Source organism: Streptomyces sp. NPDC021224 (assembly GCF_044332905.1).
Classification (GTDB): domain Bacteria; phylum Actinomycetota; class Actinomycetes; order Streptomycetales; family Streptomycetaceae; genus Actinacidiphila.
Genome location: NZ_JBIRPW010000001.1, coordinates 544416 through 565707, shown reverse-complemented (window position 1 = coordinate 565707; position 21292 = coordinate 544416). Strand labels below are relative to the sequence as shown.

Genomic DNA, 21292 nt, shown 5'->3' with positions numbered 1-21292 from the left:
GCGGGCCCGGGGGTGCCCCGGGCCCCGCGGGATCAGCCGCCGCCGGGGCCGCCGCCCATCGTCATCACCTGGACCGTCTGGCCCGGCTGGAGCGGTGTGCCCTGCGGCGTGGTGCTGTTGATCACCCGGGCGTTGTCGCCCTGCGGGCCGCCGCCGATGACCTCGACGTTCACGCCCATCGCCTGGAGCTGCTGCTTGACCTCGCCCAGCCGGTGGCCGGAGACGTCCGGCATGACCGCCTGCTGCGTCGGGTCCTGCGTCTGCTGCGTCGGGCCGGAGGAGACGATCAGGGTGATCGAGTCGTCCAGCTTCGCCGAGGAGCCCGCCTGCGGGTTGGTGCTGATGACCGTGCCGTTCTGATACTGCGTGTCGTCCGAGGGCTGGCGCTGGGTGTGGATGTTGGTGAAGCCCATGTCCTGGAGCTGCTTCTTCGCGCCGGCCTCGGTGTAGCCGGCGAGATCCGGGATCTGCTTCTCCGCCGGTTTGACCGCGACCTTCAGCGTGATGATCGTGTCCTTGGGCTCCTTGGTGCCCGCCTTGGGATCCTGGCTGATGACGGTGTCCTCGTCGACCGTGGTGGACTCCTGGTCCACCCGCTTGACCTGGAAACCGGCGTTCGTCAGCTGGGTCTGCGCGTCCTCGAACTTGTCGTTGACGACATCCGGGACGGCCTTGGGCGCCGCACCCTTCGACAGGACGACCGTGACCGTCTTGTCGGACGGGATCGCGCTGTCGGCCGCCGGAGTCTGCGAGCAGATCAGGTCCTTGTCGACCGCGTCGCAGAAGGCGGGGGTGCCCGCGACGATCTTCAGGTCGACATTGCTCGCCGTGGTGTTCGCCTCGTCCATGGACTTGCCGACGAAGCTGGGCACCTTCTCGCTGCTGCCGGCGCCGTTGCCGCCGAAGAGCGCCTTGCCCAGGAAGATCGCGCCGACCAGCACCAGGACACCGGCCAGCACCAGCAGCACGGTGGACGCGTTGCCGCCGCTCTTCTTCTGCCGGCGGCGGTCGGGGCGCTCGTCGTAGCCGTAGCCGCCGTCGTCGTCACGGGCCGGCGGCAGCATCGAGGTGCGCGGGTCGGCCTGCTGCGGCAGCGCCGTGGTGGCGGCGCCGTCCCCGTACGACGGCGGGTAGCCGTAGCCGGCCGCGCCCATCGCGACGGCCGCGGCGACCGGCTGGCCGTCGAGCGCGCTCTCGACGTCGGCGCGCATCTCGTCGGCGCTCTGGTAGCGGTAGTCGGGGTCCTTGGTCAGCGCCTTGAGGACGATCGCGTCCATCGCGGGGGTGACCTCGGGGTCGAAGACCGACGGCGGCTGCGGATCCTCGCGGACGTGCTGGTAGGCCACCGCGACCGGGGAGTCGCCCACGAAGGGCGGTCGCACGGTCAGCAGCTCGTAGAGCAGGCAGCCGGTCGAGTAGAGGTCCGAGCGGGCGTCGACCTGCTCGCCCTTGGCCTGCTCCGGCGACAGGTACTGCGCCGTGCCGATGACGGCGGCGGTCTGCGTCATCGTCATGCCGGCGTCGCCCATCGCACGGGCGATGCCGAAGTCCATGACCTTGACCTGGCCCGTACGGGTCAGCATCACGTTGGCCGGCTTGATGTCCCGGTGGACGATGCCCGCGCGGTGGCTGTACTCCAGGGCCTGGAGGATGCCCACGGTCATCTCCAGCGCCCGCTCGGGCAGCAGCTTGCGCCCGGAGTGGAGCAGCTCGCGCAGGGTCGAGCCGTCGACGTACTCCATCACGATGTACGGGATCGAGACGCCGTCGACGTAGTCCTCGCCGGTGTCGTACACCGCGACGATCGAGGGGTGGTTGAGCGAGGCGGCCGACTGGGCCTCCCGGCGGAACCGGGCCTGGAACGACGGGTCGCGGGCGAGGTCCGCCCGCAGCGTCTTCACCGCCACGGTACGGCCGAGACGGGTGTCATGCGCGAGGTACACCTCCGCCATGCCACCGCGGCCGAGCACCGAGCCCAGCTCGTACCGGCCGCCGAGGCGACGCGGCTCTTCCATAGCTCTGCCCTCTCCTCAAACCCGTATCTTGACGTTCACGACCCGAATCCGTTAATCCCTGCCCTGCGCTGCACGGAGCTACGGTACCGGGCATTTCCCGCGGATCCGCGCCCTCGCCCACCGCCGATACCTGACCGGTATGTGAACAGGGCCGACACCGTGCGTGACGTTGGTCTCACTTGTTGAGCACCGCCTCCATGACGCTCTTGGCGATGGGGGCCGCGAGACCGCCGCCGCTGATGTCGTCACGTTTGGCGTCGCTGTCCTCGACGACGACCGCGACCGCCACCGGCGAGCCGTGGTCGGTCATGGCGTAGGAGACGAACCACGCGTACGGCGCCTTGTCGTTGTTGACGCCGTGCTGCGCGGTGCCGGTCTTGCCGCCGACCCGCACACCGGGGATCCGCGCGTTCTTGCCGGTGCCGTCGGTGACGACGGTCTCCATCATCGACTGGAGCGCCTGGGCGTTCTTCGGCGAGAGCGGGGTGCTCATCTTCTGCGGGGTGGTCTGCGAGATGGTGCTCGTGTTGGGCGCCTCCAGCCGGTCCACCTCGTACGGCTGCATCAGCACACCGTTGTTGGCGATGGCCGAGGCGACCATCGCCATCTGCAGCGGTGTCGCGGCCGTGTCGAACTGGCCGATGGAGGACTGGGCGACGTGGTCGATGCTCATCTCGGTGTCGAAGTTGCTCGCGTTGGCGCGCACCGGGACGAACTGCTCCTTGTTGAAGCCGAACTTCTCGGCCTCGTCCACCATGCCCTTCAGGCCGACGTCGGTGCCGAGCTTGCCGAAGACGGTGTTGCAGGACTGCCGCAGCGCGTCACGCAGCGTGGCGTCCTTGCACTTGATGCTGCCCTCGTTCTTCAGCTGCGTGGTGGTGCCCTGAGGGGTGTACGGGTCGGGCGACTGCGTCTTGTCGTCGATGTTGGTGACCTGGCCGTTCTCCAGCGCGGCGGCCGCGGTGACCAGCTTGAACGTCGAGCCCGGCGGGTAGGTGATGCGCAGCGCGCGGTTCTGCGTGGGGTCGTCGGGGTCGTTCTTCTTGTCGAGCGCCGTCCACGCGTCGCCGTCGTTGCTCCCGGCGATCGTCGAGGGGTCGTACGACGGGGTGCTCGCCATCGCCAGGATCGCGCCGGTGCGCGGGTCGAGCGCGACGACCGCGCCCTTCTTGTTGTCGAGCCCGGTGTACGCGGCCTTCTGCGCCTTGGCGTTGAGCGTCGTCACGACGTTGCCGCCCTGGCGCTGCTTGCCGGTGAGCAGGTCGATGGTGCGGTTGAAGAACAGCCGGTCGTCGTCGCCGGTGAGGAAGCTGTCCTCGACGCCCTCCAGCATCGTCGTCCCGTAGACCTGCGAGGCGTAACCCGTCACCGGGGCCCACATCTTGCCGTCGGTGTAGGTGCGCTTGTACTTGAAGTCGCTGCCGGTGGTCTCGGTGTGGCCGGTGACCGCCTTGCCGTCGACGATGATGTCGCCGCGCGGCTGGGCGAACTGGTTGATCGCCACCCGCCGGTTGTTCTTGTCGTTGTTGAGCTGGTCGGACTGGACGAACTGCACGTAGTTCACCCGCAGCAGCAGCGCGAGGACGAGCAGACCGCAGAAGATCGCAACCCGTCGCAGTGGCTTGTTCACTGGCTCTTCACCACCTGGGTCGCTTCGGCGTCGGGAGATCCGGCGGGGGTCGGGGCGGGCCGGCGCGCGGTGTCGCTGATCCGCAGCAGGATCGCCACCAGGGCCCAGTTGGCGATCACCGATGATCCGCCCTGGGCCATGAACGGCATGGTCATACCGGTGAGCGGGATGAGCCCGGTCACACCGCCGGCCACCACGAAGACCTGCAGCGCGAACGCGCCGGACAGGCCGATGGCCAGCAGCTTGCCGAACGGGTCGCGGGCGGCCAGCGCGGTGCGGATGCCGCGCTCGATCAGCAGCCCGTAGAGCAGCAGGACGGCCATCACACCGGCCAGGCCCATCTCCTCGCCGACGGTGGCGAGGATGTAGTCGCTCTTGGGCGCGATGCCGCCGATGAGGCGGGAGTAGCCCTGGCCCAGTCCGCTGCCGAACAGCCCGCCCGCGCCGAAGGCGTAGCGGGACTGGGCGGTCTCGGTCACACCGCCGTTGGAGGCCAGCGCGAGCGGGTGCAGCCAGTCCTGGACGCGGATCTTCACATGCGGCTCGGTCGAGGCGACCGCGACCGCCCCGGCGGCGCTGAGCAGCAGGCCGAAGACGATCCAGCTGGTGCGCTCGGTGGCCACGTAGAGCATGATCACGAAGAGGCCGAAGAAGAGCAGCGAGGTGCCCAGGTCGGTCTCGAAGATCAGGATGAGCAGGCTCATGGCCCAAATCACCAGGATCGGGCCGAGGTCGCGGCCGCGCGGCAGGTACAGGCCCATCACCCGGCGGCTGGCGAGCGCGAGCGCGTCACGTTTGACCATGAGGTAGCCCGCGAAGAAGACGGTGATCACGATCTTGGCGAACTCACCGGGCTGGAGCGAGCCGATGCCGGGCAGCGTCACCCAGATCCGGGCGCCGTAGACGGCCGGGAAGAACACCGGCAGGACCAGCAGGAAGAGCGCCAGCGCCATGGAGATGTAGGTGTAGCGCTGCAGGATGCGGTGGTCCTTGAGGAAGACCAGCACCGCGATGAACAGCGCGACGCCGACCGTCGACCACATCAGCTGCTTGGACGCCATCGGGGTGCCCAGGCTCTTCTCCTGGTCGAGCCGCCAGATCAGCACCAGGCCGAGGCCGTTGAGCAGCGTCGCGATCGGCAGCATCAGCGGGTCGGAGTACGGCGCGAACTTGCGCACCAGCAGATGGGCCACCCCGGCCAGCAGGCCGAGGCCCACGCCGTAGCCGAGCAGGCCCGCCGGGACCGAACCCTTCATGGCCAGCCCGACGTTCGCGTAGGCGAAGACCGGGATGAGGACCGCGAAGACGAGCAGGGCCAGCTCGGTGTTGCGGCGGTTGGGAGCGCCGATCGACGTGATGGTGGTGGTGTTGCTGGCGCTCATGACGAGCCGAGCCCTCCTGGTCTTACGACTGCCCCGACGGGCAGTTTCGGGCCTTCGCCTGCTCTTCCGGCGACAGGACCTCGGGGGTGGGCGGGGTCGTGGTCTTGCCGGTGTCGGCCTTGTCGGGGCCCGAGGAGTCAGGGCTGTTCTTGCCCGGGGTGGGCGTGCTCGTCGGGTCGCCCACCTCGGGGCCGGCCGCGCCGCCCGCGCCGGTGGACGGCAGGGCGGTGGCCTTCTTCACCTTGTCGAGCGGGCTCGCGGCCTTGTCGTCCTTGTCGGACGCGGTGTCCCCGGTGCCGCCGGACGACTTGGCGCCGTCCTGCGCCTTGGTGGTGTCCTGGGGCTTGGCGGTGTTCTGCGCCTTCACCCGCTCGGCCTTCTCGCACACCGCGACCTGTGTGGCCAGCTCGTCCGCCTTGTCGTCGGCCTGGCCGGCGCTGCTCATCGCGATGGTGCTGGCGACCTGGTTGCGCAGGTAGTCCGGCAGGTAGGCGAGCTTGATGTCGGGGCGGTCCTCGTGGAGCTTCGACATGCTGATCCACACCAGCTTCTGGTCGATGCCCCGGTAGACGGCCACGTGGTCGCCCTTGGCGCCGACGTAGTACTGCGTCTGCGCCCAGGTGTAGAAGCCGTAGAGGCCGCCGCCGGCGACCACCGCGAGCACGACCGCGCCGATCACCGTGCGCTTGACCCATGAGCGGCCCTTGCGCGGCTCGCCCTTCTCGGCGTCCTCGTGCTCGCCGAACGTGCCCAGCGGGGCGCCGGGGACCGGACCGCCGCTGCCGGGCGGGCCGAACGCGCCGGCCGGGCCCGACTGCTGCGGGGTACGGCCCAGCTCCGCGGCGCGGCCGGCCGGGGTCTGGAGGTGGCGGGCGTCGCTGAGCGGCAGCTGGGTGTCGGCGACCGCGCCGACCACCACGGGGGTGTCGTTGAGCTGGCCGGCCAGGGTGTCGCCGTCGTCGGTGTCCAGGACGTCGGCGACGATGCAGGTGATGTTGTCGGGGCCGCCGCCGCGCAGCGCGAGCTGGATGAGCTCCTGAACCGTCTCGTGCGGCGCCTGGTAGCCGGCCAGGGTGTCTTCGAGGGTCTGGTGGCTGACGACGCCGGACAGGCCGTCGGAGCAGATCAGGTAGCGGTCGCCGACCCGCACCTCACGGATGGACAGATCGGGCTCGACCCGCTCGCCGCTGCCCAGCGCGCGCATCAGCAGCGAGCGCTGCGGATGGGTGGTCGCCTCCTCCTCGGTGATCCGCCCCTCGTCCACCAGCCGCTGCACCCAGGTGTGGTCCTGGGTGATCTGGGTGAGGACACCGTCGCGCAGCAGGTACGCGCGGGAGTCGCCGACATGGACCAAGCCGAGCCGCTGGCCGGTCCAGAGCAGGGCGGTGAGCGTGGTGCCCATGCCCTCCAGCTGCGGGTCCTCCTGGACCATCTGCAGCAGCTGGTCGTTGGCACGCTGCACCGCGGAACCGAGCGACGTCAGGATGTCGGAACCGGGAATGTCGTCGTCGAGCGAGACAATGGTGGAGATCACCTCGGAGGAGGCGACCTCTCCGGCGGCCTGGCCGCCCATGCCGTCGGCGATCGCGAGCAGACGGGGACCGGCGTAGCCGGAGTCCTCGTTCCCCTCGCGGATCATGCCCTTGTGCGAACCGGCGGCGAAACGCAGGCTCAGAGACATGCGTACCTCCCCCGTCGGCTCCGGGTACATCCGCACGCTGCCCACCCTCTCGCTCGCGCGTCGTGGCTCCGCTCGCTCATTGTGCGACTACTTCCGCAGCTCGATGACGGTCTTGCCGATGCGGATCGGAGCACCCAGCGGGACCGGGGTCGGCGTGGTGAGCCGATTCCGGTCGAGATAGGTGCCGTTCGTGGATCCGAGGTCCTCCACGATCCACTGGCCGTCCCGGTCCGGGTAGATCCTGGCATGCCGGCTGGACGCGTAGTCGTCGTCGAGGACGATCGTCGAATCGTGCGCCCGGCCGAGCGTGATCGTCTGGCCCTGCAGCGCCACCGTGGTGCCGGCGAGCGACCCCTCGGACACCACCAGCTTGGTGGGGGCGCCGCGCCGCTGGCGCGGGCTCTGCTGGGGCTGCTGCTGCGGCGCGCGCTGCGGCTGCGGGGCGGCCTGCTGGCGCTGCTGCGGCGGACGCGTCCCCGCGTCGCGGCGCCCCGCGCGCTGGGTCACCCGGGTCCCGAAGAGGTCACTGCGGATCACCTGCACCGCGACGATCACGAACAGCCACAGCACGGCGAGGAAACCCAACCGCATGACCGTCAGGGTCAGCTCTGACATTGGCCCCGCTTCACCCTTCGGCTTGCCGGTAGACGATGGTCGTGCTCCCCACGACGATGCGGGAGCCGTCGCGGAGCGTAGCGCGCTGAGTGTGCTGTCCGTCCACCACAATGCCGTTTGTCGACCCGAGGTCCTGCACGAGCGACGGCATACCGACCCTGATCTCGCAGTGTTTGCGCGATACGCCCGGGTCGTCCACCCGGACGTCGGCCTCGGTCGAACGCCCCAGCACCAGGGTCTGCCGGGTGATCTGGTGGCGCGTCCCGTTGATCTCGATCCAGCGGCGCATGGACGCGCCGGGGGCGCCGGCCGGGACACCCGTGCCCGGGAGCCGGGTGACGGGCGCGCCGGGCCGCGCGCCGCCGCCGGGCGGCGGCGCGGCGGGCATGGGAGGCGGTGCGGCGGGGCGCGGCCCGGCGGCGGGGAGGGCCGGCGGTCCGCCGGCCGGCGGATAGGGGGCGTGCTGCGGCGGATACCCCTGCGGGGCCTGCTGCTGGTACGCGGCGGGCCGTTGCTGGCGCTCCGGCGGGAACTGCTGGGCCTGCTGCGGATTCTGGGGGTGCTGGGATTCGCTGGACGCCAGGGTGCGGCTGCGCACCCGGTAGAGCCCGGTGTCCAGGTCGTCGGCCCGCTCCAGGTGCACCTTGATGGACCCCATGAAGGTGTAGCGCTGCTGCTTGGCGTAGTCGCGGACCATCCCGGCCAGCTCGTCGCCCAGCTGGATCGCGTACGGGCTCAGCCGCTCGAAGTCGGTGCCGCTCAGCTCCACGATGAAGTCGTTGGGGACGACCGTGCGGTCGCGGTTCCAGATCGTGGCGTTGTTGTCGCACTCGCGCTGGAGCGCGCCCGCGATCTCGACGGGCTGCACCTCGCTCTTGAACACCTTGGCGAAGGTGCCGTTCACCAGTCCTTCCAGGCGCTGCTCAAAGCGCTTCAGCACTCCCACGGGGCACCTCCCTCCTCGGGTCTTCCTCCGAGTCGAATCCGATACTGCTTACTGATCGTATCCACGCGCGGGAAAAACCTGCGGTTCCCCGAACGCCCTGGACAGGGCAGTGTCAACCCTCACACGCCCGCGCTCGCGCGCCGTTCCCCTTGTCCCCCTTCGCCCAGCTCCACAGCGATGGTAGGTCCGGCTCCGTTCCAAGTGTCCCCAGTCTCCCGCACGACCGCGTACCCCCGTGCCGACTCCCGCAACCTGTCGCCGTGTTCCCGCCACCCTTTCCGCCACCGTCCCCGCCATCCGTCCGGCCTGCGTCCCGCCCGGCACCGGTCCGGCCCGGTCCGGCCCGCTTCCGGCGTGCGGCCGGTGTGCGTCCGGCCCAGGTCAAACGGATGTGATTCCACCCCGGACCCCGTGCTAATCTTCTGCATGTCGGAAGGCGCTCACCGCCACCGGACCGGACAGTCCACCGGATGTGTGAGAATCGAACGACAGCACCCATGCGCGGGTGGCGGAATAGGCAGACGCGCTGGATTCAGGTTCCAGTGCCCGAAAGGGCGTGGGGGTTCAACTCCCCCCTCGCGCACATTATGTGAGCACTCGGCGTGAAAGTGTGACCGAGATCTCATCACCCCCGCTCCGGATTCCTTCCGGGGCGGGGGTTTTTCGTGCTGCCGTGCCGTGCCGTGCCGTGCCGTGCCGTGGGCTCAGGCGAGGCGGGCGCGGACGCGCTCGGGGTAGCGGGCGGTGAAGACGGCGGGGAGCGCGAAGCCGGCTATCTGGAGCGGGATCGTGACCGCGGAGCCGAGCCCGGCGGCGTCGGCGGAGGCCACAAGCGCTGCGGTGACGGTGAAGGAGGCGGCCCACGCCGTGCTCAGGACGACGTTGATCCGCAGGAACACCGGGTTCTCCCACAGCTCTTCGGGGGTCTGGCGGCGGGCTATGCCGAGGGTGAAGGGGCGGCGCGCGGCCAGTCCCGCCCACGCGGTGGCGGCGAGCCAGCCGAGCGAGAGCGCGCCCGTCCAGTGCTGCACCGGGCTGTCGGTGCGGGCGAAGGAGAAGGCGGTCAGCGCGGCGAACCAGGCGACCGTGCTGTGCTCCAGTATCAGCGCGTCGGCGGCGACGCCCGCCCTGCGGTCCTGCGCGACCCGGTGGAGCCCGAGCAGCAGCCCGGCGAGCGCGCCCCACTGCCAACCGGCCGGCGAGACGGCGGCAAAGGCGATCCACGGAACGAAGCCGCGCAGGTAGTTCATCGGATTCCCCCTCGTACGGGCCCGGGTGTCGGTCTGGTGGGCGCCCGGGCTGCGATGTGTTCCAACTCTGACATGTCGAGAGTGGAAGGTCAAGTATTGACCTGTCAACAGTGGAAGGTAAGCTGTTCCGCATGAGTCTTCGCCATGCGGTTCTCGGGCTGCTCGCCGACCGAACGGCCAGCGGCTACGACCTGATGAAGCTGTTCGACTCCTCGCTCGCCAACGTCTGGCCCGCCACGCAGAGCCAGGTCTACGGCGAGCTGGGGAAACTCGCGAGCGCCGGGCTGCTGGAGGTCGCCGCGGAGGGCCCGCGCGGCCGCAAGGAGTACACGATCACCGACCGCGGGCTCGCGGAGCTGCGCACCTGGCTGATCGAGACACGGCCGGACCGCACGCGCCGCAGCGACACCCTGCTGCGGGTCTTCTTCCTGGGCCTCCTCAGCCGGGTGGAGGCGGTCACGTACCTCAGCCTTGAGGCCGACAGCGCCGCCTCCGAGCACGCCGAGCTGGAGCGGCTGGAGGCCTCGGTCGACTGGGGGGAGGACAGGATCTCCGTCCACGGCCGACTTGCCCTGGAGTACGGACTGCGGCTGACAGTCATGAGGCAGGAGTGGGCGGAGTGGGCCCGCGGCCAGGTGGCCGAGCTCGGCTGACCGCGTACGGTGGCAGCCCGCCGGGAACCGGGGCAGGGTGGTGTCCGTTGGAGCCATTGGGCAAAGAAATCGTCAAGTGGCGCGGCCCGCGCCGGATTGAGCAGGGAGATCCACCATGGGTGTCAGCCTTTCCAAGGGCGGCAATGTCTCACTGACGAAGGAGGCCCCCGGACTCACGGCGGTCGCCGTCGGCCTGGGCTGGGACGTTCGCACGACCACGGGCACGGACTTCGACCTCGACGCGAGCGCGCTGCTGCTCGACACGTCGGGCAAGGTCGTCTCGGACAAGCACTTCGTCTTCTTCAACAACCTCAAGAGCCCCGACGGCTCGGTCGAGCACACCGGTGACAACCTCACCGGTGAGGGTGAGGGCGACGACGAGACCATCAACGTCAACCTGGCGGGCGTGCCCGCAGAGGTCGACAAGATCGTCTTCCCGGTCTCGATCTACGACGGCGAGACCCGGCAGCAGAGCTTCGGCCAGGTGCGCAACGCCTTCATCCGGGTCGTCAATCAGGCCGGTGGCGCCGAGATCGCCCGCTACGACCTGACCGAGGACGCCTCGACCGAGACGGCGATGGTCTTCGGTGAGCTGTACCGCAACGGGGCGGAGTGGAAGTTCCGCGCCGTCGGCCAGGGTTACGCCTCCGGCCTGCGCGGCATCGCGCAGGACTTCGGCGTCAACCTCTGACGTAGGCCTCCGGCGTGCGCCTCGGCGTACGCGTGCCGCGGGTGTGACAGCCCCGTCCGCCGCCCTCCCCGGGCGGTGGGCGGGGCTCACGCGGACAGGGCCGCCTCGGACCGGGGCGCAGGCGGGCTCAGGGGTGCGCCGCGGCGTCCTCGTTGTAGCGGACGAGGTAGCGCGCGAAGCGCTCCAGGTCCTCGGGGTCCCACGCGGCCAGTCGCGCCTGGATGGACTCCTGGCGGCTGCGGCGGGCGGAGGTGAGGATCTCCCTCCCGCCGGGCGCCAGGTGCAGCACCTGCACGCGGTGGTCCTTCTCGTCCACCCGGCGCTCGATGAAGCCCAGCTTCTCCAGGGCGGCGACCTGCCGGCTGACGGTGGACTTGTCCAGCATGTAGTGGACGGCCAGGTCGGTCGCCCGGCAGCCCTGCTGCTCCTCCAGATGTGCCAGGATCGTGTACGACACGAGGGAGAGCTCGGGGTGCATGCGTGCCGCGGTGGCCCGCGCGCGGCGGGCGAACGCGGTCAGCTCGCGCTGGACGATGTCCAGGGACGACGGCTCCCGGGCATTCATGGCTGCGACTCCTCACACCGGCACTCCCGTCGGCCGTCCGACCAGGTGGTCCGGTGACCGCCCGCCGACGTGGAGTGTTGCAGAGTGCAACAATATCAGCTGGGTAGTGGAAGTTCGAACCACACGACCTTGCCCACCGCCTTGCGGCTCGTCCCCCAGCGCCGCGACATGTGCGACACCAGCGCCAGCCCGCGCCCCTCGACGTCGTCCGCCTCGGCGCGCTGCAACTGCGGCAGGTTGTGGTTGTCGTCGCTGACCTCGACCAGCAGCTTGCCGACGCGCATCAGCCGCAGCTCGACCTCGTAGGACGCCGCCCGGATCGCGTTGGTGACCAGCTCGCTGACCAGCAGTTCGGTGGTCTCGCTCAGCCGTTGCAGGCCCCAGCAGTCGAGCTGGCGCCGGGTCAGGTCGCGGGCCCGCGCGACATCGGACTCGTCCACCCGCAGCCGCCACTGCACCACGTCGCGCGGCGCGATGCCCTCGAACCTGGCGACCAGCAGCGCCACGTCGTCGCGCCGATCCTCGGAGTGCACCCGCTGCAGGATCTGCGCGCAGACGTCCTCGGGCGTCTGCTCGGGTTCGATCACGTTCGCGCACAGCGCGGCGAGTCCGGCGTCTATACCCTGGCCGCGCACCTCCACCAGGCCGTCGGTGCACAGCACCAGCCAACTGCCGTCCGGTACCGGGATCTCCACCGTCTCGAACGGCACCCCGCCCACCCCGATCGGCGCGCCGCCGGGGATCGTCAGCAGCTCGCTGCGCCCGTCGTGACCGGCCAGGACCGGCGGGATGTGCCCGGCGTTGGCGAGCGTGAGGGTGCGGTTGATCGGGTCGTAGACGGCATAGACGCAGGTCGCGAGGTGGTCGGTGCCCAGGCGGTGGGCGAGGTTGTCCAGGTGCCGCAGCAGCTGGGCCGGTGGCAGGTCGAGGGCGGCCATGGTGATCACCGCGGTGCGGAACTGGCCCATCACGGCCGCCGCCTGGAGGCCGTGGCCCATCACGTCGCCGACGATCAGCGCGACCCGCCCGCCCGGCAGCTGGATCGCGTCGAACCAGTCGCCGCCGACCTGGGCCTGCCGGTCGCCCGGCATGTAGTGGTGGGCGATGCGCACACCCGGGATGCGGGGTGGCCTGGTGGGCATCATCGAGCGCTGGAGGGTCGCGGCCGCGCGTGACTCCAGCCGGTGCAGCCGCGCGTTGTCGAGGTGGACGGCCCCGCGGGCGGCCACCTCGGCGGCCGTCGCCGCGTCCCGCGCGTCGAAGGGGCGGCGCCCGGGACCGCGGACGAAGCAGATCCGGCCCAGGACCGTACCGCGGGCGGTGAGCGGCGCGAGGATCAGCGAGTGGCCGGCCAGCAGGCCGCCGAGCCCCGCGACCCCCAGGTCGGCGGCGATGTCGGGGGCGAGCGAGGGGTCGACGACCGGGACGAGGACCGGGTCGCCGAGTCTGGGCACCGCGTCCTGCGCGGGCAGCGTCAGCAACTCGCCCTCCGGGAGCGCCGTCTCCCAGGCGGGCCAGGCCGTGGCGGGCTCGGGCTGGTGGGCGAGGGCGATCCGGCGGACCACGACACTGTCGGCCGCACGGTCGTCCTTGAGTGGCTCGGTGTCGGAGAAGAGCTGGTCGACGACGAGCACGCTGGCCAGGTCCGCGAAGCGGGGGACGGTGACCGAGCAGAGTTCGCGCGCGGTCAGCTGGAGGTCCAGGGTGGAGCCGACGACGGAGCCGGTCTCGCGCAGCAGCGACAACTGCTCGTCGAGCGCGCTGCCGGGCGAATTACCGCGCCGCGCGGTCCGGGCGGCGGGAGCGGCGCCGGGCGGTGGCACGGGCCCCGCGGGGCGTCCGGGACGGCCCGGGCCCGCGGGCGGCGGGTTGGCGGGGGAGACGGGCGCGGGACGGCCGGGGGTGGGCGGCGGCACGGCGGTGAGCGCCGACGCGCTTGAACGGTCCGCACTTTGGGTAGTCGAATGATTGCGGGGAGTCGTCGGTTCGGGAGCTGCGGCCGGGTCCGGGCGGGGACCGGGGAGCAGTTCGCGGCGGGCCGCACGGTCGGCCCGAGCGGCCGCGGCGACCTGCGCGTAGTCCTGCGGGGTGACGGGCAGCCGGACGCCGCCCTCGATCTCGATCGCGGGGTGCCCGAGCGGGGCGATCTGCCGGACGATGCGGTCCAGCCTGCCGGGGCTGACGCCGGGAAGCACGGTGCCCAGCCGGGCGGTCAGCGCGTGGCCCTGTGCAGGGTCGGGCGCGGGGGAAAGGACGGCGGCGACGGCGATGTCCTGCCGCCGCGGGCCCTCCGCGACGTAGGGCAGCAGCCGGGCGCCCACCGCGATGCGCAGCCCGCCGGTGCGCAGCGGCCTGCCGTGCGTGGCGATGGCGAGCAGGCTGCGCCCGCCGGGTTCGGTGATGCGGTACGTCCACCACAGCACGTCCTTGACGGTGCCGTCCCGGTCGGCGGCGGCCAGCGCGCCCGACCAGGCCGAAGTGGTGAGGTCGTCGAGGACGTCGAGGGTGTCCTGCCGCGTGGTGCCCGAGGCGGTGTGCAGGGCGCCCGCCGCGGTGCGGGTGGGGGTGAGCAGGCCCGAGGCGCGGTGGCCGAAGACGTGCTCCCAGCGGTGGCCGAACAGCTCCTCGGCGCCGCGGTTCCAGTACGAGATCCGGCCGTCCGGGTCGACGCACAGCACGGCGAGGCGGAGCAGCGCGGTCATGCCCGGGAGGCCGCCCGGCACGTCCGTGGGGGCGCTGCCGAACGGCTCGGCGGCAGGTGGCTCCGGGACGCCGTCGGCCGGGTGCGGCGGCGTGCCGTTCGCCGCGGGGCGCGCTCCGGCTAACCGGCGGGCGGCGGGACGTGCCTGGCCGTCACGCTGCTCTTGGGGTGTGGGACGTTCCGTGTGATCATCTGCATCGGTGGCTGCGGGATGCCGGTTGATGTCGTCCAACGTCGTGCACCTGCGGTTCGCCGCTGAGTAGGGTCCTCTGGACTCAAGGCAAGCACGGATCGGGCGGCGGGGGCGGCCGAACAGCCGGATTGACCCCCGCAGTGGGTTACATCACGTGATGTCCGCTGACGCGGGCGGCTGGGGGGAGTTGTTCGGTGCACGCACGGGTGCCGCATGTGGCGGGGTTCGCGCGCTGGCCGCACGAGCGGTCGGCGAAACAGCAGGGCAAGGCGCTGCGGGAGAGCGTGCCGCGGGACGTCTTCGGACGGCCCGAGCTGTGGACGTGGCGGGAGCGGGAGAGCGCGGGCGCCGGGGGCGGCGCGGCCGCCGTCGCCGCCGTCGAGGAGTCCAACGCCGGGCGGATACCCGAGCTGGTGCCGCTGCGCGTGGGGCGGATGGCGGCGAGCCCGTTCGCCTTCCTGCGCGGTTCCGCCGGGCTCATGGCCGCCGACCTCGCCGACCGGCCGGTGACCGGTCTCGCCGCCCAGATATGCGGCGACGCGCACGCGGCGAACTTCGGCCTCTACGGCGACGCCCGCGGCGGCCTGGTGATGGACATCAACGACTTCGACGAGACCGCGCGCGGCCCCTGGGAGTGGGACGTGCTGCGGCTCGCGGTGTCGTTGGTGCTGGCCGGACGCGAGGCGGGCGCGGCCGAGGACGTCTGCCGGGCGGCGGCGTACGACGCGGTGGGCGCCTACCGGCGGACGATGCGGTTGCTGGCCAAGCTCCCGGTGCACGAGGCGTGGAACGCCATCGCCGACGAGCGGCTGGTCGCGCACGCCGGGGCCCACGACCTGGCCGGGACGCTGGAGCAGGTCTCCGCGAAGGCCCGGCGCAACACCAGCGCGAAGTTCGCGGCGCGCTCCACCGAGACGCTGGACGGGGGCGCGCGGCGCTTCACCGACGCCCCGCCGGTGCTGCGGCGGATACCGGACGCGGAGGCCGCGGCCGTCGCGGGCGCACTGGACGGCTACCTGCGCACGGTCGGCGAGGACCGGCTGCCGCTGCTCGCCCGCTACGCCGTGCACGACGTCGCCTTCCGGGTGGTAGGCACCGGCAGCGTGGGGACCAAGTCGTACGTGGTGCTGCTGCTGGACCATCTGGGGGAGCCGCTGGTGCTCCAGGTCAAGGAGGCCCGCGCCTCGGCGCTGCTGCCGCACCTGGCGAAGGCCGGTTTCGCCGCGGAACCCGCGGGGCACGAGGGGCGACGGGTCGTGCTCGGCCAGAAGCGGATGCAGGTCGTCAGCGACCTGCTGCTCGGCTGGACGGACGTGGCCGGTGTGCCGTACCAGGTGCGGCAGTTCCGGAACCGGAAGGGCAGCGTGGACCCCGCGACGTTGCCTCCCGGGCTGCTGGACGACTACGCCCGGATGACCGGTGCGCTGCTGGCCAGGGCGCACGCGCACAGCGCGGATCCGCGCGCGGTGGCCGGTTACTGCGGCAAGAACGAGGAACTGGACGACGCGGTGGCGGCCTTCGCGGTGGCCTACGCCGACCGGACCGAGGCCGACCACGCCGACCTGCTCGCGGCTGTCCGCAGCGGGCGGCTGGCCGCGGAGACGGAGGGCTGAGCCCGGTTGTGCGCGGTGCCGGGCCGGGGCGGGGCGCGGGGCCGTGCCCGCCCGGCGCTTTCGGCGCGTTCGGCGGGACAGGGCCTAGGCTGTCCGGGTGACGAACACCTTCGGAACCGAGTCCGCCGCCGCGTCCGGCCCTGCCGCCGTGCCCGGTGCCGCGCCCGCGTCGGCAGGGCAGGAGCGGCTGGCGAAGGCGGTGCGTGCGGCCGAGCAGGCGCTGATCGAGTTCGAGATCGCCGTGGAGACCTTCCGGGTCGAGGTGGAGAACTTCTCGCGGCTGCACCACCAGCGGCTCGGCCCGATGTACGCGCGCCTGGACGAGCTGGATGCGCTGATCGCGGAGGCGGTCGCGGCCCACAGCGGGGACCGGGCGGACATCGAGCGGGCCTGGGAGGCTCGTGCCCTCGTCATGCCCATGCCTGGTGTGGAGGAGCTGTTCGGCGGGCTGCTCGGCTCGGACGGGGTGCGCCCGGTGGAGGATCCCAACCCGCCGCGCCGGGTCCGCCCCGGCAAGGAGGCCCAGCGCCTCTACCGCGAGCTGGTCCGCAAGGCCCACCCCGACCTCGCGCAGGACGACGAGGAGGAGAAGGAGCGGCGCAGCGCCTTCATCGCCCGCGTCAACGAGGCCTACGCCTACGCGGACGAGGACGCGCTCCAGGCCCTGGCCGAGGAGTGGGAGGCCGGGCCCGTACCGCTCGCGGACCTGCCCGGCGAGGCGGAGGTGCTCTACGCCCGGCTGGAGTGGCTGGCCGAGCGCAAGGAGATGCTGGCCGCCATGGTCACCGAGCTGGACGAGAGCGCGATCGGCCAGATGATGCGGCTCTCGCCCGAGGACCCGGACGCGCTGCTCAACGAGATCGCCGAGCAGCTTCTCGGCCAGGTCGCCCAGCGCGAGGCCAGGCTCGCCGAACTCGTCCAGGACCCCGCCAGCGGCTGAGGTAGCTTTGCGGGAGCCCACGCGTCACCGCGTTCTCCCGCGCCCCAGGAGGCCGACCCGATGTTCCGTTCGCAGCTGCCCTCGGTGGATGCCGCCGCCGTACCGGCCGGCGCCGTCCTGCTCGACGTCCGTGAGGACGACGAATGGGCGGCGGGCCACGCCGAAGGCGCCGTCCACATCCCCATGGGCGAGGTCGTCGCCCGGATCGACGAGGTGCCCGAGGGCGCCCCGCTCCATGTCGTCTGCCGGGTCGGCGGCCGGTCGGCCCAGGTCACGCAGTACCTGATCGCCCAGGGTCGGGACGCGGTGAACGTCAGCGGCGGCATGCTCGACTGGGAGGCCGCGGGCCGCCCGGTCGTCACCGGCGACGGCGCCGCGGGCTTCGTGGTCTGACGGCCCGCCCCGGGTCCGGCTCGCCCCGCGTCCGGCGTGTCCCACGGACGGCCGGTCCGCGGACCGTGGCCCGGCCGATGCGATCCGTCCGCCGGTCAGGCGTCGAAGTCGACCTCGACCTCGGGGGTGAGCGGGTGCGACTGGCAGGCCAGTACGTAGCCCGCCTCCGTCTCCTCCGGCTCCAGCGCGAAGTTGCGGTCCATCCGTACCTCGCCGGACACCAGCCGGCTCCGGCACGTCCCGCACACCCCGCCCTTGCAGGCGAACGGGGCGTCCGGCCGGTTGCGCAGCACCGTCTCCAGCACGCTCTCCCCGGCCTGCGAGCGCCAGCTGCCCGCCCGGCCGTCCAGCGTCGCCCGGACCGTGCCGCCGCCGGGTATCGCCGCGGCGGCGCCGGGCGCGGGCGGCTCGTCCACATGGAAGATCTCCTGGTGGACCCGCGAGCGGGGCACGCCGAGCCCGCGCAGCGCGCGCTCGGCCGCGCCGACGAGGCCGAGCGGACCGCACAGATACCAGCCGTCCACCTCCGCGACGGGCAGCAGCGCGGGCAGCAGCGCCGTCAGGCGGTCGGTGTCCAGCCGCCCGGTCGGCAGTCCCGTCTGCTGCTCCTCCCGGGAGAGCGCGGAGACCAGCTGGAAGCGGTCCGGCCAGCGGTCCTTCAGCTCGGCCACCTCGTCCAGGAACATCGTGGAGGCCGCCGAACGGTCGCTGCGGACCAGGCAGAACCGCGCCCGGGGCTCGCGCGCCAGCAGTGTCGCGGCCTGCGACAGCACCGGGGTGATGCCGCTGCCGCCGACGACCGCGGCGAAGCGGCCCGGCCGCGGCTCCAGGACGAACCGGCCAGCGGGCGTCATGACGTCCAGGACGTCCCCGGGCGCCAGCTCCTTGAACGCGTACGTCGAGAACTCGCCCGTCTCCACCAGCCGCACCCCCACCCGCAGCCGCCGCGGCCCCGGGTCGGGGCCCGCGGCCACCGGGTCGCACAGCGAGTAGGTGCGGCGGATCTCCGCGCCGTCCACCCTGCGGCGGATCGCGATGTGCTGGCCGGGCGCGTAGCGATACGCCCCGCGCAGCTCCTCGGGGACCTCGAACGTGAGGGTCACCGAGTCGTCGGTGAGCGGGCTGACCTCGGCCACCCGCAGCGGATGGAACATTCACACCTCCTTGAAGTGGTCGAACGGCTCGCCGCACGACTCGCAGCGGCGCAGCGCCTTGCACGCCGTGGACGAGAAGCGGCTCAGCAGCACCGTCTCGGTGGAGCCGCAGTGCGGGCAGCGCACCGCCAGGTCGACGGCGACGGGCGTGCCCCGCTCGCCCGCGCCCGCGCCCGGACCGGCCCCCGGCCGCGGTGGCGCGACGCCGTGCTCGGCGAGCTTGCGGCGGCCCTCGGCGCTGATCGCGTCGGTCGTCCAGGCGGGCGCCAGCACGGTGCGGACCTCCACGTCGGACATGCCGTGCTCGGTGAGCACCCGGGTGATGTCGGCCGCCATCGTGTCCAGCGCCGGGCAGCCCGTCCACGTCGGGGTCAGCTCCACCTCGACCCGGCCCGGTCCGGTGACCTCCACGCCGCGCAGCACCCCCAGGTCGGCGAGCGAGACCACCGGCAGCTCCGGATCCGGGACCTCGCCGACCAGCCGCAGCAGCTCCCGCTCCAGCGGGCTGTCGCTCACCATGACGCCCCCGGGTGGGCGCGGTGCAGATACTGCATCTCGGCCAGCAGGCGCCCGAAGGCCTCGGTGTGGACGCCCTGCCGTCCGCCGCCCGCCGACCATGCCGTGCGGTCGCTGCCCTGCGGCAGGGCGAGGGTCGCCCGCTCCAGGACCGCTCCGATCCGCTCAAGCCAGGGCCCGCGGAGCGCGGGCAGCTCCACCGTGAGCCCGTCCAGCGGGTCGAACAGCTCCGCGGTGTACGGCCACAGCTCCTCCAGGGCGCGCTGCATCCTGCGGTGGCTCTCCTCCGTCCCGTCGCCGAGCCGCAGCGTCCACTGCTCGGCGTGGTCGCGGTGGTAGGCGACCTCCTTGACCGCCTTGGCGGCCAGCGGCGCCAGCTCGCCGTCGCCGCCGGCGAGCGCGCCGTACAGCAGCTCCTGGTAGACCGAGAAGAAGAGCTGGCGGGCGATGGTGTCGGCGAAGTCGCCGTTGGGGCGCTCCACCAGCTGGACGTTGCGGAACCGGTGGGCCTCGCGGCCGAAGGCCAGTTCGTCCTCGTCGCCGGTCAGGGAGAGCAGGGTGCGGGCCTGGCCGAGGAGGTCCAGGGCGATGTTGGTGAGGGCGACGTCCTCCTCCAGGACAGGGGCGTTCCCGGCCCACTCCCCCAGCCGCTGGGCGAGCACGAGGGCGTCGTCGCCCAGGGCCAGGGCGGCGGACGCGGTGGCCGACGGGCCCGGCGCGGTGGTCGGCGGGGTCACGGGCGCGTTCACAGGTGCTTCACCCCCTCGGGGATCGCGTAGAACGTCGGGTGGCGGTACGGCTTGTCGGCGGCGGGCTCGAAGAACGCGTCCTTCTCGTCGGGGGAGGAGGCGGTGACCGCCGCGGACGGCACCACCCAGATCGACACGCCCTCCGCCCGCCGGGTGTAGAGATCCCGCGCGTTGCGCAGGGCCATCTCGGCGTCCGGGGCGTGCAGGCTGCCCGCGTGGGTGTGGCTGAGCCCGCGCCGGCTGCGGACGAAGACCTCCCACAGCGGCCACTCGCCGCCCGGCTGCTGCTGCCCGCTCATGCGTCCTCCTCCTGCCGCTGCTGCTCCTGCTGTTCCTGCTGCCGCTGCCCGTTCGTACGCCCCTGCCCGTCCGCGCCCTCCGGTCCGGGGGCGTGCTTGGCGGCGTAGGCGGCCGCCGCCTGCCGCACCCAGGCGCCCTTCTCGTGGGCCGACCGGCGGCGCTCCAGCCGCTCGCGGTTGCACGGACCGTTGCCCCGCAGCACCTCGCGGAACTCCGTCCAGTCGATCGGCCCGTGGTCGTAGCCGCCGCGCTCCTCGTTCCACCGCAGGTCGGGGTCGGGAAACGTCAGGCCGAGGATCTCCGCCTGCGGGACGCATATGTCCACGAAGCGGCGCCGCAGCTCGTCGTTGGAATGGCGCTTGATCCGCCAGGCCATCGACTGGGCGGAATGCGCCGACTCGTCGTCGGGCGGGCCGAACATCATCAGCGAGGGCCACCACCAGCGGTTCACCGCGTCCTGCGCCATGGCGTGCTGCTCGGGGGTGCCGCGGCTGAGGGCGAGCAGCAGCTCGTACCCCTGCCGCTGGTGGAAGGACTCCTCCTTGCAGATGCGCACCATCGCCCGCGCGTAGGGGCCGTAGGAGCAGCGGCACAGCGGCACCTGGTTGGTGATCGCGGCGCCGTCCACCAGCCAGCCGATGGCTCCGACGTCCGCCCAGGTGAGCGTGGGGTAGTTGAAGATCGAGGAATACCGCTGGCGGCCCGCGTGCAGTTTGTCCAGCAGGTCGTCGCGGCTGACGCCCAGGGTCTCGGTCGCGCTGTAGAGATAGAGGCCGTGGCCCGCCTCGTCCTGGACCTTGGCCATCAGTATCGCTTTGCGGCGCAGCGAGGGGGCGCGGGTGATCCAGTTGGCCTCGGGCTGCATGCCGATGATTTCCGAGTGGGCGTGTTGCGCCATCTGGCGGACCAGCGTGTCCCGGTAGGCGTCCGGCATCCAGTCGCGCGGCTCGATCCGCACCTCGTCGGCCACCGCCGCGTCGAAGGCCTCAGTGAGCGCTCTGACGTCCTCTGCGGCGGCCGCCTGCGCGGTCGCCCCGGTCGGTCCGGTCGCCCGGGGCGCGGCCGTGCCCGTCGTCGTCGCCGTGGTCGTCATGCGGACGCCTCCTTCGCGCGGATGCCCTGTCCTGCTCTCCCGGATGCACCACCGACCGATCGTTCGGTCCGTTCCATGGTCGATGGCCGGTCATGGGGGTGTCAAGGCATTCCGTCACCTGTGGATAACTCGGTAAGGTCACCGCCGGACTTCGGGATCGGTAGCGTGCTGCCCGGCATGAGCGCGCCTGGTGCGACGACATGAGAGCGGAG

General features: G+C 72.1%; 19 protein-coding genes and 1 tRNA gene. 6 read left to right on the top strand and 14 right to left on the bottom strand.

What is annotated here, in order from left to right; all coding sequences use genetic code 11:
* Nucleotides 1-32: 32 nt before the first annotated feature.
* From pknB to ACH4PY_RS02470, 6 genes are all read right to left on the bottom strand, one after another.
* Nucleotides 33-2015 (bottom strand): Stk1 family PASTA domain-containing Ser/Thr kinase, encoded by a 1983-nt coding sequence (gene pknB, locus ACH4PY_RS02495; RefSeq protein WP_398175082.1) that lies wholly within the window; start codon nt 2013-2015, stop codon nt 33-35.
* A gap of 175 nt (nt 2016-2190) precedes the next feature.
* Nucleotides 2191-3645: a peptidoglycan D,D-transpeptidase FtsI family protein gene (locus ACH4PY_RS02490; RefSeq protein WP_398175079.1), complete on the bottom strand. Its 1455-nt coding sequence runs from the start codon at nt 3643-3645 to the stop codon at nt 2191-2193.
* A complete protein-coding gene (locus ACH4PY_RS02485; RefSeq protein ID WP_398175076.1) occupies nt 3642-5027 on the bottom strand; it encodes an FtsW/RodA/SpoVE family cell cycle protein in 1386 nt (461 codons plus the stop codon). The genes ACH4PY_RS02490 and ACH4PY_RS02485 overlap by 4 nt, the downstream gene beginning before the upstream one ends.
* Nucleotides 5028-5049: 22 nt before the next feature.
* Entirely contained in the window at nt 5050-6708 is a 1659-nt protein-coding gene (locus ACH4PY_RS02480) for a Stp1/IreP family PP2C-type Ser/Thr phosphatase (protein WP_398175073.1), read from the bottom strand.
* An 87-nt stretch (nt 6709-6795) separates the two neighbouring features.
* Nucleotides 6796-7323 (bottom strand): FHA domain-containing protein, encoded by a 528-nt coding sequence (locus ACH4PY_RS02475; protein ID WP_398175070.1) that lies wholly within the window; start codon nt 7321-7323, stop codon nt 6796-6798.
* Nucleotides 7324-7333: 10 nt separating this feature from the next.
* Entirely contained in the window at nt 7334-8269 is a 936-nt protein-coding gene (locus ACH4PY_RS02470; RefSeq protein ID WP_398175068.1) for an FhaA domain-containing protein, read from the bottom strand.
* 499 nt (nt 8270-8768) lie between these two features.
* Between ACH4PY_RS02470 and ACH4PY_RS02465 the strand changes: the two genes are divergently transcribed.
* A tRNA-Leu gene (locus ACH4PY_RS02465) sits at nt 8769-8852 on the top strand.
* Nucleotides 8853-8973: 121 nt separating this feature from the next.
* Here ACH4PY_RS02465 and ACH4PY_RS02460 read toward each other — a convergent pair.
* On the bottom strand, nt 8974-9519 hold the full coding sequence (locus ACH4PY_RS02460) for a hypothetical protein (protein ID WP_398175066.1): 546 nt from the start codon (nt 9517-9519) through the stop codon (nt 8974-8976).
* A 131-nt stretch (nt 9520-9650) separates the two neighbouring features.
* On the opposite strand from ACH4PY_RS02460, the gene ACH4PY_RS02455 reads away from it, so the two are divergent.
* Together ACH4PY_RS02455 and ACH4PY_RS02450 are read left to right on the top strand one after the other, a co-directional pair.
* Complete coding sequence (locus ACH4PY_RS02455) at nt 9651-10172, top strand: PadR family transcriptional regulator (RefSeq protein ID WP_398175063.1); 522 nt, start codon at nt 9651-9653, stop codon at nt 10170-10172.
* Nucleotides 10173-10287: 115 nt separating this feature from the next.
* On the top strand, nt 10288-10863 hold the full coding sequence (locus tag ACH4PY_RS02450; protein WP_398175060.1) for a TerD family protein: 576 nt from the start codon (nt 10288-10290) through the stop codon (nt 10861-10863).
* 127 nt (nt 10864-10990) lie between these two features.
* On the opposite strand, the gene ACH4PY_RS02445 is transcribed toward ACH4PY_RS02450, so the two are convergent.
* Nucleotides 10991-11428 (bottom strand): MarR family winged helix-turn-helix transcriptional regulator, encoded by a 438-nt coding sequence (locus tag ACH4PY_RS02445; protein WP_398175057.1) that lies wholly within the window; start codon nt 11426-11428, stop codon nt 10991-10993.
* 95 nt (nt 11429-11523) lie between these two features.
* On the bottom strand, nt 11524-14130 hold the full coding sequence (locus ACH4PY_RS02440) for a SpoIIE family protein phosphatase (protein WP_398175054.1): 2607 nt from the start codon (nt 14128-14130) through the stop codon (nt 11524-11526).
* A gap of 386 nt (nt 14131-14516) precedes the next feature.
* Between ACH4PY_RS02440 and ACH4PY_RS02435 the strand changes: the two genes are divergently transcribed.
* The 3 genes from ACH4PY_RS02435 to ACH4PY_RS02425 all read left to right on the top strand — a co-directional run bounded on the left by ACH4PY_RS02435 (nt 14517) and on the right by ACH4PY_RS02425 (nt 17268).
* Nucleotides 14517-15935 carry a DUF2252 domain-containing protein gene (locus ACH4PY_RS02435; protein ID WP_398175051.1) on the top strand — a complete coding sequence of 473 codons (1419 nt, stop codon included), beginning with the start codon at nt 14517-14519 and terminating at the stop codon, nt 15933-15935.
* Nucleotides 15936-16032: 97 nt separating this feature from the next.
* Nucleotides 16033-16875: a hypothetical protein gene (locus ACH4PY_RS02430; protein WP_398175047.1), complete on the top strand. Its 843-nt coding sequence runs from the start codon at nt 16033-16035 to the stop codon at nt 16873-16875.
* A 60-nt stretch (nt 16876-16935) separates the two neighbouring features.
* Nucleotides 16936-17268 (top strand): rhodanese-like domain-containing protein, encoded by a 333-nt coding sequence (locus ACH4PY_RS02425; RefSeq protein WP_398175044.1) that lies wholly within the window; start codon nt 16936-16938, stop codon nt 17266-17268.
* A 95-nt stretch (nt 17269-17363) separates the two neighbouring features.
* Here ACH4PY_RS02425 and ACH4PY_RS02420 read toward each other — a convergent pair whose 3' ends face one another.
* Genes ACH4PY_RS02420 through paaA form a run of 5 tightly spaced genes read right to left on the bottom strand, consistent with a single transcriptional unit; the run spans nt 17364 to nt 21080 of the window.
* Nucleotides 17364-18422 (bottom strand): 2Fe-2S iron-sulfur cluster-binding protein, encoded by a 1059-nt coding sequence (locus tag ACH4PY_RS02420; RefSeq protein WP_398175041.1) that lies wholly within the window; start codon nt 18420-18422, stop codon nt 17364-17366.
* A complete protein-coding gene (gene paaD, locus ACH4PY_RS02415) occupies nt 18423-18941 on the bottom strand; it encodes a 1,2-phenylacetyl-CoA epoxidase subunit PaaD (protein ID WP_398175038.1) in 519 nt (172 codons plus the stop codon).
* Nucleotides 18935-19687 carry a 1,2-phenylacetyl-CoA epoxidase subunit PaaC gene (gene paaC, locus ACH4PY_RS02410; RefSeq protein ID WP_398175035.1) on the bottom strand — a complete coding sequence of 251 codons (753 nt, stop codon included), beginning with the start codon at nt 19685-19687 and terminating at the stop codon, nt 18935-18937. Before paaC ends, paaD begins: the two co-directional genes overlap by 7 nt.
* Nucleotides 19684-19986 (bottom strand): 1,2-phenylacetyl-CoA epoxidase subunit PaaB, encoded by a 303-nt coding sequence (gene paaB / locus ACH4PY_RS02405; protein WP_398175032.1) that lies wholly within the window; start codon nt 19984-19986, stop codon nt 19684-19686. The genes paaC and paaB overlap by 4 nt, the downstream gene beginning before the upstream one ends.
* Nucleotides 19983-21080 carry a 1,2-phenylacetyl-CoA epoxidase subunit PaaA gene (gene paaA / locus ACH4PY_RS02400; protein WP_398175029.1) on the bottom strand — a complete coding sequence of 366 codons (1098 nt, stop codon included), beginning with the start codon at nt 21078-21080 and terminating at the stop codon, nt 19983-19985. The genes paaB and paaA overlap by 4 nt, the downstream gene beginning before the upstream one ends.
* Nucleotides 21081-21292 lie beyond the last annotated feature (212 nt).

Excerpts from the sequence above, each read along its gene's own strand:
- pknB (WP_398175082.1), bottom strand. The coding sequence starts at position 2,015 with ATGGAAGAGCCGCGTCGCCTCGGCGGCCGGTACGAGCTGGGCTCGGTG.
- ACH4PY_RS02485 (WP_398175076.1), bottom strand. The coding sequence starts at position 5,027 with ATGAGCGCCAGCAACACCACCACCATCACGTCGATCGGCGCTCCCAAC.
- ACH4PY_RS02480 (WP_398175073.1), bottom strand. The coding sequence starts at position 6,708 with ATGTCTCTGAGCCTGCGTTTCGCCGCCGGTTCGCACAAGGGCATGATC.
- ACH4PY_RS02475 (WP_398175070.1), bottom strand. The coding sequence starts at position 7,323 with ATGTCAGAGCTGACCCTGACGGTCATGCGGTTGGGTTTCCTCGCCGTG.
- ACH4PY_RS02460 (WP_398175066.1), bottom strand. The coding sequence starts at position 9,519 with ATGAACTACCTGCGCGGCTTCGTTCCGTGGATCGCCTTTGCCGCCGTC.
- ACH4PY_RS02455 (WP_398175063.1), top strand. The coding sequence starts at position 9,651 with ATGAGTCTTCGCCATGCGGTTCTCGGGCTGCTCGCCGACCGAACGGCC.
- ACH4PY_RS02450 (WP_398175060.1), top strand. The coding sequence starts at position 10,288 with ATGGGTGTCAGCCTTTCCAAGGGCGGCAATGTCTCACTGACGAAGGAG.
- ACH4PY_RS02445 (WP_398175057.1), bottom strand. The coding sequence starts at position 11,428 with ATGAATGCCCGGGAGCCGTCGTCCCTGGACATCGTCCAGCGCGAGCTG.
- ACH4PY_RS02440 (WP_398175054.1), bottom strand. The coding sequence starts at position 14,130 with ATGACCGCGCTGCTCCGCCTCGCCGTGCTGTGCGTCGACCCGGACGGC.
- ACH4PY_RS02425 (WP_398175044.1), top strand. The coding sequence starts at position 16,936 with ATGTTCCGTTCGCAGCTGCCCTCGGTGGATGCCGCCGCCGTACCGGCC.
- ACH4PY_RS02420 (WP_398175041.1), bottom strand. The coding sequence starts at position 18,422 with ATGTTCCATCCGCTGCGGGTGGCCGAGGTCAGCCCGCTCACCGACGAC.
- paaD (WP_398175038.1), bottom strand. The coding sequence starts at position 18,941 with ATGGTGAGCGACAGCCCGCTGGAGCGGGAGCTGCTGCGGCTGGTCGGC.
- paaB (WP_398175032.1), bottom strand. The coding sequence starts at position 19,986 with ATGAGCGGGCAGCAGCAGCCGGGCGGCGAGTGGCCGCTGTGGGAGGTC.
- paaA (WP_398175029.1), bottom strand. The coding sequence starts at position 21,080 with ATGACGACCACGGCGACGACGACGGGCACGGCCGCGCCCCGGGCGACC.